This window comes from Leptolyngbya sp. 'hensonii' (genome assembly GCF_001939115.1).
Lineage (GTDB): Bacteria > Cyanobacteriota > Cyanobacteriia.
This window is the reverse complement of sequence record NZ_MQTZ01000041.1, coordinates 495726-508844: the sequence shown is the minus strand read 5'-3', so window position 1 is coordinate 508844 and position 13119 is coordinate 495726. Positions and strand designations below refer to the sequence as shown.

The following is a 13119-nucleotide window of genomic DNA, read 5'->3' as shown; positions in this document are numbered from 1 at the left end:
CTTTGGCAACAGGCCCCAGTTAGCTAAACCTGCTCAGCTTTGGGGGCAACATGAAAAGCGGAGGATCAGGGGTGGAGCAGGGGGCTGGGCTGTTGGCTGAGGAGCCAGTAGGTGATCATCTCCCCTTTGCCTTTGACAGAGATGGAGCCTCGTTTTTCACAGTGATAGTGGTCTTTAAGGCATGCATAAGTGGCGGCGGTGATCTGGATGCGGTTGGGTTCGCTCATTGATTCCATGCGACTGGCAATGTTGACGGTGTCACCCCAGAGGTCGTAGATGAATTTCTTGGTGCCAATGACACCAGCGACAACGGGGCCTGTATTGATGCCAATCCGGATGCGGGTTTTAGTGCCTGCGATCGAGGCCACATGGCTCACAGTCTCCAACATGTCCAGGGCCATGGCGGCTACGGCCTGGGCATGATCGGGGCGAGGTTCGGGGACGCCACCCACGACCATATAGGCGTCGCCGATGGTTTTGATTTTCTCCAGGTCATATTTAGCGGAGAGTCGATCAAAAGCGGAGAAGATCTGGTTCAACACGCTGACCAGTTCCTGGGGAGACACCATACTAGAGTATTCGGTGAAGCCTACAATGTCGGCAAATAAGACGGTCACGGATTCGAACCCATCAGCGATCGACTTCTCTTCCCGTTTCAATTGCTCCGCGATCGGGCGGGGCAAAATATTGAGCAGGAGGTTTTCGGCCCGCTCTTGCTCCAGTCTCAGCTCATGGGTGCGTTGCTCCACCCGGTCTTCCAGTTCATCGTTGGCCACTTGCAGTTGCTGGGTCAGGAGCTGCAGTTCCTGATTGGCCGTTTTCAGACTCGTTTCGGCCCGCTGTCGCTCTCGGATCACGGTGGGAAGAACCAGGGTCATTAAGGTAATCACCCCAATGAAGGTCTGAAAGAGGAGGAGAGCCGTGTTGACGGTTGAACCAGATTGGTTGACCCCGGAGACGATTCTTAGCACGGCTGCCATGTAAATGAGAACCACCATCAGGGTCGTGCCACGATGGCCAAAACGAAAGGCAGACCAAACCAGCAGCGGAATCAGCACGAATTCCAACTGCACCTGGATGGCCCAGGCCACCGCATTAATTCCCACGATCAGGCTGACCAGCAGTACGGCTTCTGCCCATCTAAGCCGGGAGAACTGTCCCAGCCTGTAATTGGGCTGACTCCAGGCTAGTAACAAAGGAGCCACCAGCAAAACCCCAAAGAGATTCGAGATCGCCCAGGTCCACCAGATCGTCCCATAGGCGGGCCAGGGGGCGACCTGAGTCAGGCACAGGGTCGTGACTCCGATCGTCGCACTGAGAAAGGGGGCCGGGATCATCAGAGCCACAAACAAAAACACGTTGCCCGATCGCTCCAACAGGTCTGAGACTTTGACCCACCGGCTCAGCAAAACTACCGGAAGCACCGTGGTGAGCGTATTCCCCAGGCCAATGCTGAGACCACCTAGCAGATTAGGCAGGGTGAATCCGTTCGAGGTAATGTGAAGAATGAATGCCCCGATCAGGATTCCGGGCCAGACTCTATAGCCAAAGAGTAAAATAGCGGTGAGGGCCACACCCGCTGCAGGCCAGACAGGGGTTACACCACCAGGCAGCGTTGCAAAGGTTAGGGTTGCCTTACCCAGGAAAACATAAGTTATAGCCAGCAGAGAGATAGACCAGAGGTTGTTAAGCTGAGGCACGATCCAAAAAGCCCTCGATAAGGATAGTGAATTGAAGGAAGGAATGGATAGCCGTGTTGTCTGCAAGACCTGTCCATGGACGTTATTCCAGATCCGATACAGACCCGTGAAGGCAACACCTATGCATCACAATTCGACAGGAATCTGGCGAGATCCGAAATATAAAGTTTTATAAATTCTCTCGATATGATAATTCTAGCATCCCCCTTCTCTGCACCCTATGCCACGCATTGTTCTGATTGCTGGGTTTGAATCTTTCAATGCTGATCTGTATCGGCAGGCGGCCCAAACAGCTCAAGAGCGCTGTCCTGGTCTGGAAATCCTTGTCTTCAGCGATCGGGATCTGGCGGCCAATCCCACGGCGGTGGAGCAGTCCCTGCAGGGAGCCCAGGTGTTTTTCGGTAGTCTCCTGTTTGACTATGACCAGGTCGTATGGCTGCGCGATCGGCTGCAGACAGTCCCCATGCGTCTGGTGTTTGAGTCAGCTCTGGAGTTGATGAGTCTGACCCGGTTGGGGGCCTTTGCAATCGGCGATCGGCCCAAAGGCATGCCCAAGCCCGTGAAGTTCATCCTGGATAAGTTCAGTAACGGGCGGGAAGAGGACAAGTTGGCCGGTTACATCAGCTTTCTGAAGCTGGGTCCCAAGCTCCTGAAATTTGTGCCGGTAGCGAAAGTACAGGATCTGCGCCAGTGGCTGATCATCTATGGCTACTGGAACGCCGGGGGCGCGGAGAATGTGGCGGCCCTATTCTGGACCCTGGCTGAGAAATATCTGGGGCTGACGGTGGGCGCGATCGCGCCCCCGATCGAAACCCCTAATATCGGCCTCCTGCATCCCAACTATGAGGGCTATTTCGAATCTCCCAGAGCTTATTTGAACTGGTATCTCGGTCGGGTCGATCGGGAGCAGCGAACCCGTCCCGTGGTGGGGATTCTCCTCTACCGCAAACACGTCATCACCAAACAGCCCTACATTCCCCAGCTGATTCGGGAATTTGAGCAGGCGGGTCTGATTCCTCTGCCCATTTTCATCAATGGGGTGGAGGCCCATGTGGCCGTGCGGGATTTGATGACGACGACCTATGAGCAGGCTCAGCGACGGGCCGGAAAGGTGGAGGTCCTCTCTCTGTCGGATGATGCGGTGGTTGTGGATGCGATCGTCTCCACGATCGGTTTTCCCCTGGTGGGAGGTCCGGCAGGTTCCATGGAGGGGGGGCGACGCTCCGACATTGCCCAGCAGATCCTGATGACAAAGAATGTGCCCTATGTGGTGTCGGCCCCCTTGCTGATCCAGGATATCCATTCCTGGACTCGCAAAGGGATTGGGGGATTGCAAAGTGTGGTGCTCTATGCCCTGCCGGAACTGGATGGGGCGATCGATCCGGTACCCCTGGGAGGATTGGTGGGTGACACCATCTACCTGATCCCGGAGCGGGTGAAACGGTTGACTGGCAGGCTGAAGCAATGGATCGCCCTGCGTCAGAAGCCCTCCGCTGACCGGCGGATTGCCATTATCCTCTATGGCTTCCCACCTGGTTATGGGGCTGCCGGTACAGCGGCCCTGCTAAATGTGCCCCAATCCTTGCTGAAGCTGCTACAGGCGATGGAGGAGCAGGGATATACGATCGGGGACCTGCCTCTAGATGGGGAAGACCTGATCCGGCAAGTGAAAGCAGCGGATGAATTACCCACTACGCCAGAGATCCATGCCGGACCCACCGTTTCCGTCTATGCCCTCGATCGTTGGCTGGGCTACCTGAAGGCCCACCGGATTGAGCAGCAGTGGAAATCTCTCACGGGTTCAGGGATTAAAACCTACGGGGAAGACTTCTGGATTGGGGGGGTGCAACTGGGGAACGTCTGGATTGGGGTGCAACCTCCCCTGGGCATTCCTGGCGACCCTATGCGGCTGATGTTCGAACGGGATATGACCCCCCATCCCCAGTACGCTGCCTTCTACCAGTGGCTGCAACAGGATTTCCAGGCGGATGCTGTGGTTCACTTCGGCATGCACGGCACCATGGAATGGCTGCCCGGTTGTCCCCTGGGGAATACAGGCTATTCCTGGCCAGATATTCTGCTGGGCCATCTGCCCCACCTCTATGTTTATGCGGCGAACAATCCTTCTGAATCTATGCTGGCGAAGCGCCGGGGCTATGGGGTGTTGGTGTCTCATAATGTGCCTCCCTACGGGCGGGCGGGCCTGTACAAGGAACTGGTCACCCTGCGGGATCTGATTTCGGAGTATCGGGAAGACCCCCAGAAGAATTACGCCCTCCAGGAAATCATTTGCCAGAAAGTCATGGATACGGGCCTGGATGCGGATTGTCCCTTTGAGGAGGCCAAACGTCTGGGGATTGGCTTCTCCCCCGAAAATGTCCGTCTGTTCAGTCCAGAGGTGTTCGATCGCTACCTGATCAAACTCTACGAGTACCTGCAGACGCTGGAGAATCGCCTGTTTTCCTCTGGACTGCACATTCTGGGCGATCGGCCTGACGCAGCCAAACTGACCAGCTATCTGCAGGCGTACCTGGGGGAGGAGGCTCTGCCAGAGCCAGTACTACAGGAGATTGTGGCGGGGGGCGATCGCAAAACAGTCCTGAATCGGGTCTCCAGTCAATCCATTTCAGAGGAGATGATCGACCAGGCGATTCTGGTGCGGGATTTGCTGCTGCAAACCGATGGGGAACTGACGAACCTGCTGCGGGGGCTGAATGGGGAGTACATTCCCCCAGCCCCCGGAGGCGATCTGCTGCGGGATGGGCCAGGGGTATTGCCAACGGGCCGTAACATTCATGCCCTCGATCCCTATCGGATGCCGTCTGCGGCAGCCTATGAACGGGGCCGAGCGATCGCCCACCAGATCCTGGCTCAGCATCAGGAACAACACCAGACCTATCCCGAAACGGTGGCCGTGATGCTGTGGGGCCTGGATGTAATCAAAACCAAGGGCGAATCCCTGGGGATTCTGCTGGAACTGGTCGGCGCAGAGCCGGTCAAGGAAGGGACCGGACGCATTGTGCGCTATGAGTTGAAGCCCCTGGAGACGGTGGGCCATCCCCGGATTGATGTGCTGGCGAACCTGTCTGGCATCTTCCGAGATAGTTTCGTGAATGTGATTGAACTGCTGGATGATCTGTTCCAGCGAGCGGCAGCAGTGGAGGAGCCGATCGAGCAGAATTTCATCCGCAAACATGCCCTGGATCTGCAGGCCAGGGGCATCCAGAATGGGGCCGCCCGATTGTTCTCAAATCCTGCTGGGGATTATGGCTCCCTGGTGAATGACCAGGTGGTGGCTTCTAACTGGGAATCGGGCCAGGAGTTGGGGCAAACCTGGCAGGGTCGCAATGCCTTTAGTTATGGTCGTCAGGATCGGGGAGAGGCCCGATCGGAAGTCTTGAACACCTTGCTTCAAACCACCCAGCGGATTGTGCAGGAGATCGACTCGGTGGAGTATGGCCTGACAGATATTCAGGAGTATTACGCCAACACCGGTGCTCTGAAACAGGCTGCTGAACAGCAACAGGGTCGCAAGGTCACCGCCAGCTTCGTCGAGAGTTTTTCCCGCCATCCAACACCGCGAAATTTAGATGAAGTGCTGCGTCTCGAATACCGCAGCAAGCTGCTCAACCCCCGCTGGGCAGAGGCCATGGCCGCTCAAGGGTCTGGCGGAGCCTATGAGATTTCCCAGCGGATGACCGCCCTGATCGGTTGGGGTGGTACTGTGGACTTTCAGGAATCCTGGGTCTATAACCAGGCCGCAGACACCTATGCTCTGGATGCAGCCATGGCCGAGAAACTGCGGCAGGCCAATCCAGAAGCCTTTCGCAACATTGTCGGGCGCATGCTGGAAGCCCACGGGCGAGGATTCTGGCACCCTGACTCGGAGAAACTGGAGCAGTTACGCTCCCTGTATGACCTGACGGATGAGGATTTGGAAGGGGTAACCCCATCCTGAAGCTTGGGCGTCGAAGATGGCAACTTCACCCCAGCAGGGAAACACCCCAGCAGAAACTAACAAAATCCTCATTGATAGGGGATTCCAGTTCGTTCCACCCAATCCACGATCAAAGGCTTGTCCGTGCAATCAGGCCACTAACTCTGCCATCAGTTCTGCAACAGAGATAATACGTTCGGCTCGTCCAGCATTACTTCCAGCAAAAATCAAGCCATTTTCAATATCTCCACGGGCAGCTCGATCCAATGCCTGAATAATGCAATAGTATTGCTGCTCATCACGACATTTACAGGTATGGAGACAGTTCAAAAGACATCGTTTTTCCAGATCAGGAGAACCGGCCAGAGCCTTTTCTACAAAGGCATTCCGCAATGCCCGTCCTGGTAATCCGACCGGGCTGGAGATAATCACCACATCCTCCGATCGGGCCTGCAGGTGAAATTCCTTGTAGCGGATATCTGCATCGCATTCATTCGTGGTGATAAAGCGGGTGCCAATCTGGACACCCCTTGCACCCAAAGCCAGCATCCGATCGATATCGGCCCGATCCCAGGCTCCTCCTGCCGCAATCACCGGAATAGGTTGCCCGACTTCCTGTTGCAGATAGGCCACCAGTTCTGGGATCACCTGCTCGGCCTCCAATGCTGGATCCCCCAGTTCCTCTGATTTTGCCCCCAGATGCCCTCCCGCCGAATTGGGATTTTCCACCACAAAGGCATCCGGAAGCCGCCCATACTGACGTTCCCATTTACGGCAGATGATGCGAGCGGCGCGGGTTGTGGACACGATCGGCACCAGGGCCACCTCTGGATAGCCTGCGGCATATTCGGGCATCTGGAACGGCAGTCCAGCTCCAGAGATAATCAAATTCACCCCCTGTTCCGCCGCAGTGCGAATCAGGGTTTCGTAATCCTGGGCCGCCACCATGACATTTACTCCAATCACCCCATCAGGACTGAGGCCACGGGCTTTCTGAATTTCATCAATCAGAGCCAGCCGATTGGCCTCAAAAAACTGCTCTCGCCGCTTGTGGGTATTGCGTACCTTAATATCGAAGTACGGTGAGTTTAGCCCCAGAGCAACAGCGGAGATGATGCCAATGCCCCCTGCGTTGGCCACAGCAGCAGCCAGCCGTGCCCCTGAAATGCGGATGCCCATGCCTCCCTGAATAACGGGATAGCGGGCAACGTGCTGGCCAATTTGGAGGGAAGGTAAGGGTTGCATAAATTCCTGAAGTCACAAAGTCTTTATCTGCGGGAGCAGCAAGCATTCTGGCTACCTGTCAGTCAACCAGATTTGTCAGCCCTCCTTAAGCATAAGGACTTTATTCTAAATTTACAACTTTATAGTTAAGTAGCTATACAACTCCAATTCAGGCAGCCTTCTGGCTGCGACTTCGTTGAGCCAGCCTACACATCCCCTGGAGAGATGGCTGGACTTTAGGAACAGGAATTAAATAACCTGGATTTCTTCAGCCCTCACCCCCAACCCCCAACCCCTCCCCCTCTCCCGCCGGGAGAGGGGGCAGGGGGGTGAGGGCAAGCAGAAGTTTATCGGTGTTATTTAATTCTCATTCCTAAGATCATTGCAAAGCTGTTGTTTAGCTGGTTCAAGGATTAATTGCGCCATGAAGTTTTCTCATACGATCGCAACTACAGCTTCACGGCAGGCCATCTGGCGTCTCTGGACAGATGTCTCAACCTGGGCTGAGTGGGATACAGAACTGAAATCAGCCTATTTGAATGGCAATTTTGCTCTGGGAAGCAAAGGCACACTGGTGCCCAAAACGGGGGTGAAATCTGCTTTTGAGATTACGGAGTATCATCCTGGTGAAAGCTACGCCTTTACCATCCCGCTATTCTTAAGCCAATTAACGATCCGTCGCTCCTTTTCTGATCGGGAAGGATTGACAAAATTTACCCATGAAATTCGGTTTTCGGGTTTTTTGGGTGGTTTATTCGGCTTTCTCCTGGGGCGAAAATTCAAGCGGGTGTTGCCTTCAGTCATGGAAAATTTACGCCTTCAGGCCGAATGTGAATTGTGAGATTGCCAGGAGTCATCTGTGTTTTGGAAAGAATTTAAGTGCGTTCCAATCCTGTTGTTTGCCTTCGGGTTTCTATCCCCGATCGCACTTCCAGCCCTGGCAGCTACCACGGCTACTGAATATCGGGAACTGGGATTGCGCTATCGCAATGAGGGCCAGTTTCCGGCGGCGATCGCCGCTTTCCAAAAGTCGGTGAAACTGGATCCCAAGACCGCTTCCGGCTGGGTGCTCCTGGGCTGGACTCAGCATCTGGCCACCCAGGAGAAGGCAGCGGCAGAGTCCCTGGTGCAGGCCATTCGCCTCGATTCCACCAATGTTCCGGCCTTCAATGCCCTGGGCATTGTTTATCTGGTCCAGGGAGATTTGAACTGGACCCTATTCACCCATCGCTGGGCTTTGCTCCTGCAAGACGATAATGAAATTGCCTATTACAATCTAAGTCTGGCCTATGAGCGCTTGAAGTCCTACAAGGTAGCGATCGACATGGCCCAGAAGGCTGCCAAACTGGAACCGAGCAATCCCCACCCTCTGGTGGCAGCAGCTATTGCTCATCTGGGTTCTGGCGATCGGGCAGCAGCACGGGAATCTTACCGGCAGGCGATCGCCCTGGAGAGCCGGTATCGCGATCGGGCGTTTCTCGCCGAAGACTTAAAACAGGCCGGGTTCAGTTCTGACCAGATTCAACGCACTGAGGCTGTGCTGGATCTGGTCAACGAGTCAGAGGAGCATTCATCATGAGCAGCCAGACAGAAACTCCTCCAACGCCAATCCGCAAGCCTTTGCCCCGTGCTGCCGATGGTTCGAAGTTGTTGAAAACGTTGGGCATTATTTTATGGCCGGTGAAACGGCTGGAAGCCCTGGCTCACCAGTATGGGGATATTTTTGTAGATGAGTTTCATGGGTTTCCCCCGCTGGTCGTGATCAGCAATCCCAAAGCCATTCAGGAAATTTTTACGGCTGATCCCAAAAAATTTGAATCGGGTTCTGCCAATCAAGTGCTGCTGCCCTTTGTCGGCACAGACTCCCTGTTTTTGCTGGATGGCGATCGGCATCTGCAACGGCGCAAATTACTGACCCCACCCTTTCATGGGGAACGGATGCGGGCCTATGGTCAACTGATTGGCCAGATTACAGACCAAGTGATTGACAAGTGGTCCTTAAAGCACCCCTTTGCCGTCCACAGCAGTATGCAGGCGATTTCCCTGCGAGTGATCCTCAGAGCAGTTTTTGGGCTGCAGGAAGGGGAGCGATTTGAGCAAATCAGCGCCATTCTCTCGGCCATGATGAATGCCTTTACCTCACCCGTGACCACCAGTGCCCTGTTCTTCCGAGGCTTGCAGCAGGATTGGGGGGCCTGGAGTCCCTGGGGCCGGTTCTTACGGCAACGGGAACAACTGGATCGGCTCCTATACCAGGAAATCCACGATCGCCGCCAGGGCACTATTCCCCCCGGAGACGATATCCTCAGCCTGATGATGGCGGTCCAGGATGAAGCGGGTCAGGGGATGACCGATAAGGAACTGCGGGATGAGTTGATGACGTTGCTGATTGCGGGGCAAGAGACCACAGCCAATTCCCTCACCTGGGCCTTGGGCTGGATTCACTATCTGCCGGACGTGAGAGAGCGGCTGATGCAGGAACTGGCTACGATCGATCTGGACCAGGCAGAACCGATGGACATTGCCCAGCTCCCCTATCTGAGTGCGGTCTGCCAGGAAACTCTGCGAATTGTGCCGATCGCCTTCTTCACCTTCTCACGGGTGTTGCAGGTCCCGATGCAACTGCTGGACTATGACTTGCCAGCAGGAACTGTTCTGTCCGTTTGCATCTATCTCACCCATCATCGTCCGGATCTGTATCCAGAACCCAACCAGTTCCGGCCAGAACGGTTTCTGGAGCGGCAGTTTTCCCCCTATGAGTTTTTACCCTTCGGCGGTAGTAGTCGGCGCTGTATCGGGATGGCCTTTGCCCTGTTTGAAATGAAACTGGCCCTGGCCAAAATTCTCTCCCGTTATTCTTTGAAATCGGTTGAGAAAAAGCCGCCCCAAGCGGCTCGTCGAGGGTTGACCTTTGCTCCGGCTGGGGGAACCCGATTGGTCGTCACAGCCGATCGCAAGCAGGCATAAGGTTTGCAAGGAGTAAAATCGCGGATGAAAACTCGGCAATTGGGCAACACAGATATCCAGATTACACCCCTGATTATGGGGACCTGGCAGGCGGGCAAACGCATGTGGGTGGGCATCGATGATGCAGAGACGACGCGAGCCATTCGGGCGGCGTTTGAGGCGGGTATCACTACGATCGACACCGCCGAAGTCTATGGGGAAGGCCACTCGGAACAGATTGTCAGTCGGGCTATTGGCGATGTGCGGGATCAGGCCGTTCTGGCTACGAAAGTATTTGCCAATCACCTCAAGTACGATCAGGTGATCGAAGCCTGCGATCGGTCGCTGAAGAACCTGAAAACAGACTACATTGACCTGTACCAGATTCACTGGCCCTCTGGATCTTTTGCCAGCGAAGTGGTGCCGATCTCAGAAACGATGCGGGCCATGACCGATCTCCAGCAGCAAGGCAAGATTCGGGCGATCGGGGTTTCCAATTTTTCCAAAGCTCAAATTGAAGAGGCCGCCCAGTATGGCCGGATTGATAGTCTGCAACCCCCCTATTCCCTGTTCTGGCGGCAGGTGGAAAAAGACGCCATGCCCTACTGCACGGCCCACAACATCTCCATCCTGGCCTATTCTTCCCTGGCCCAGGGACTGTTAACCGGCAGATTTGACCTGAGCCATCAGTTTGAACCCGGCGATCATCGCTCCAAGAACCGCCTGTTTGAATCAGACAACTACCAGCGAGCCCAGCAAGCCCTGGATCAACTGCGCCCGATCGCCGAGCGCAAACAGGTGAGCCTGGGCAATCTGGCCCTGGCCTGGTTAATTGCCCAACCCCAGACCAGCGCGATCGTTGGGGCACGGCATGCCGAACAGGCCAATGAAAATGCGGGTGCGGTTGAAATTATCCTCTCCGACAGCGAGTTACAGGAAATTGACGCGATCGGTCGCCTGGTTACGGATTACCTGGATGACGATCCGCTGATGTGGCATTTTACTTAGTTATTGACCGTGGAACAATTGGCCTCCGGGATGGATGGCGAAACCTTCCTGATGGATCACTTGAAATCAAGAATGTGCAATTCAACAAGTGACCAGTGACTAATGACCAACCATGAAAATCCAGGTTGAGGCCTTCACGGTGCATAAGCGGTTTCCTCTGACGATCAGTCGGGGAACAACGGCGCAGAGCACAAATGTCTGGGTCAGAGTGCAGCACGAGGGCATCGAAGGCTGGGGAGAGGGATCTCCGTTCTCGATCGGGGACTGCCCCCAAACCACCGAGGCGATCGTCCATGCCCTGCAGCAGGCTATCCCGTTGCTGGCCTCCTACAGTCCCCTGGAGCAACAGGCGATCGCTCCCCTACTCCAGTCCCTCCCTTCGGCAGCCCAGGCCGCGATCGACACAGCCCTGCTGGACTGGTTGGGAAAGTCTGTGGGCCTGCCCCTCTGGCAACTGTGGGGGCTGGATCGGGAAAAAATTGGCCCCACTTCAGTCACGATCGGCATTAATCCCCCCAATATTGCTCAGCAGCGCGTGCGAGACTGGCTGCAGTTAACTCAGGCCCAGGCTGTGAAAGTCAAACTGGGCAGTCCGGCAGGGGTGGAGGCAGATCGAGCCATGCTGACAGCAGTGCTGGCAGAAGTCCCAGCAGGTACAAAACTAAGTGTAGATGCCAATGGTGGCTGGACTCTGGATGAAGCCATCCAAATGAGTCACTGGCTGGCGGAACAGGGGGTTACCTATATTGAGCAACCCATGACCAGAGGCCAGGAATGTCAACTAGTCAAGCTATACCGCCAGTCTCCCCTACCCATCTTTGTGGATGAGAGTTGCTTTACCAGTCGGGACATTCCCTTGCTGGCCGATCGGATCCATGGCATCAACATTAAACTGATGAAATCTGGAGGGTTATCAGAAGCCCTGCGGATGATCCATACCGCCCGAGCCTGCGAGCTGCAGGTCATGTTTGGATGTTACTCTGACAGTACTCTGGCGAACACCGCCATGGCCCATCTCTCTCCCTTAGCCGATCACCTGGATCTGGACAGCCACCTCAACCTGCTGGATGATCCCTTTACCGGAGCCTACCTTCAGAATGGATGCCTGATTCCTCCAGACCTCCCTGGCCTGGGCATCAAAGCCGATCGCCAATGACCCAACCCAACCCGGCCCTGCGGGCCACCCCTCCCAGGTGGGGATCAATCCAATGGCAAATGACAAATGAGAAATCCCAGTGAAATTATTCGCAACCCTGAAACCCGCATGGCAATTTTGCTCCATGATGGCGTGCGGGGCGTCCAGGGGAAAACAGGACTGTCCCTGTTGCGCTACAGTCCAACCACGATCGTCGCCGTGATCGACGCGGACACCGCTGGAGCATCCCTGCCAGAGCTAACAGGGATACCGCGACAGGTTCCGATCGTGGCTTCTGTGGTGGAAGCCCTGGCCTTTCAGCCCCAGGTGCTGGCGATTGGCATTGCCCCATCCGGAGGAGCCTTACCAGCAGTCTGGATGCATGAGATTGAGCGGGCGATCGATGCGGGATTGTCGATCGTTAATGGCCTGCATACCCCGATGCTACCGACCTTTCAGAAAGAATTGCGCCAAGGGCAATGGATCTGGGATGTGCGTCAGGAGCCTACGGGTCTGACGGTGGGCAGTGGACGGGCGCGACAACTCACCTGTCGGCGGGTGCTGGCGGTGGGCACCGATATGTCGATCGGCAAAATGACCACAGGACTAGAACTGCATCGGGCTTCTCTGCGACAGGGCCTGCGCTCCCGTTTCATTGGCACGGGACAGACTGCCCTCATGCTGGGAGAAGTGGGGGTACCCCTGGATGCAGTGCGGGTGGATTTTGCTTCCGGTGCAGTAGAAGAATGGCTGATGCGGGTGGGACCAGGGCAAGACATTGTGCATGTTGAAGGGCAGGGGTCTTTGCTAAATCCAGCTTCCACCGCCACATTGCCTCTGTTGCGCGGAGCCCAACCCACCCACCTGATTCTGGCCCATCGCTTTGGCCAGACCCATATTCGTACCTTTCCGGACGTAGCCATTCCGCCGTTGCCAGAGGTGATTCACCTCTATCAGACGGTGGCCGCTGCTGGCGGAGCCTTTACCCCAGCCAAGGTGGCCGCGATCGCCCTCAATACAGCCCATCTGGATGAGACAGCGGCCAGGGCGGCGATCGACCAGACTCAGGCTGAAACTGGCTTGCCCTGTACGGATCCAATCCGCTATGGGGTTGAGCTATTGCTGGATGCAATCCTGGCCAATCCCTGAAAAAAGGGGACGCGATCGCG

The 13119-nt window shown here is 55.7% G+C and carries 9 protein-coding genes; 7 read left to right on the top strand and 2 right to left on the bottom strand.

Features of this window, described 5'->3' with window-relative positions:
- Window positions 1-65: 65 nt before the first annotated feature.
- Complete coding sequence (locus BST81_RS14060) at window positions 66-1700, bottom strand: adenylate/guanylate cyclase domain-containing protein (protein ID WP_216351326.1); 1635 nt, start codon at window positions 1698-1700, stop codon at window positions 66-68.
- Window positions 1701-1920: 220 nt separating this feature from the next.
- On the opposite strand from BST81_RS14060, the gene bchH reads away from it, so the two are divergent.
- A complete protein-coding gene (gene bchH, locus BST81_RS14055) occupies window positions 1921-5658 on the top strand; it encodes a magnesium chelatase subunit H (protein ID WP_075599093.1) in 3738 nt (1245 codons plus the stop codon).
- Between the two features lie 129 nt (window positions 5659-5787).
- On the opposite strand, the gene BST81_RS14050 is transcribed toward bchH, so the two are convergent.
- Complete coding sequence (locus tag BST81_RS14050; RefSeq protein ID WP_075599092.1) at window positions 5788-6882, bottom strand: nitronate monooxygenase family protein; 1095 nt, start codon at window positions 6880-6882, stop codon at window positions 5788-5790.
- Window positions 6883-7285: 403 nt separating this feature from the next.
- On the opposite strand from BST81_RS14050, the gene BST81_RS14045 reads away from it, so the two are divergent.
- The 6 genes from BST81_RS14045 to BST81_RS14020 all read left to right on the top strand — a co-directional run bounded on the left by BST81_RS14045 (window position 7286) and on the right by BST81_RS14020 (window position 13099).
- Window positions 7286-7702 carry an SRPBCC family protein gene (locus BST81_RS14045; protein WP_075599091.1) on the top strand — a complete coding sequence of 139 codons (417 nt, stop codon included), beginning with the start codon at window positions 7286-7288 and terminating at the stop codon, window positions 7700-7702.
- An 18-nt stretch (window positions 7703-7720) separates the two neighbouring features.
- A complete protein-coding gene (locus tag BST81_RS14040) occupies window positions 7721-8440 on the top strand; it encodes a tetratricopeptide repeat protein (RefSeq protein WP_075599090.1) in 720 nt (239 codons plus the stop codon).
- Entirely contained in the window at window positions 8437-9828 is a 1392-nt protein-coding gene (locus BST81_RS14035; RefSeq protein WP_075599089.1) for a cytochrome P450, read from the top strand. Before BST81_RS14040 ends, BST81_RS14035 begins: the two co-directional genes overlap by 4 nt.
- Before the next feature lie 24 nt (window positions 9829-9852).
- Complete coding sequence (locus BST81_RS14030; RefSeq protein WP_075599088.1) at window positions 9853-10815, top strand: aldo/keto reductase; 963 nt, start codon at window positions 9853-9855, stop codon at window positions 10813-10815.
- Window positions 10816-10927: 112 nt separating this feature from the next.
- Entirely contained in the window at window positions 10928-11971 is a 1044-nt protein-coding gene (locus BST81_RS14025) for a dipeptide epimerase (protein ID WP_075599087.1), read from the top strand.
- A 66-nt stretch (window positions 11972-12037) separates the two neighbouring features.
- Window positions 12038-13099, top strand: a complete 1062-nt coding sequence (locus BST81_RS14020) for a DUF1611 domain-containing protein (RefSeq protein ID WP_075599086.1) — start codon at window positions 12038-12040, stop codon at window positions 13097-13099.
- The last annotated feature ends 20 nt before the right edge of the window (window positions 13100-13119 follow it).

Excerpts from the sequence above, each read along its gene's own strand:
- BST81_RS14045 (WP_075599091.1), top strand. The coding sequence starts at position 7,286 with ATGAAGTTTTCTCATACGATCGCAACTACAGCTTCACGGCAGGCCATC.
- bchH (WP_075599093.1), top strand. The coding sequence starts at position 1,921 with ATGCCACGCATTGTTCTGATTGCTGGGTTTGAATCTTTCAATGCTGAT.
- BST81_RS14020 (WP_075599086.1), top strand. The coding sequence starts at position 12,038 with ATGAGAAATCCCAGTGAAATTATTCGCAACCCTGAAACCCGCATGGCA.
- BST81_RS14050 (WP_075599092.1), bottom strand. The coding sequence starts at position 6,882 with ATGCAACCCTTACCTTCCCTCCAAATTGGCCAGCACGTTGCCCGCTAT.
- BST81_RS14030 (WP_075599088.1), top strand. The coding sequence starts at position 9,853 with ATGAAAACTCGGCAATTGGGCAACACAGATATCCAGATTACACCCCTG.
- BST81_RS14025 (WP_075599087.1), top strand. The coding sequence starts at position 10,928 with ATGAAAATCCAGGTTGAGGCCTTCACGGTGCATAAGCGGTTTCCTCTG.
- BST81_RS14035 (WP_075599089.1), top strand. The coding sequence starts at position 8,437 with ATGAGCAGCCAGACAGAAACTCCTCCAACGCCAATCCGCAAGCCTTTG.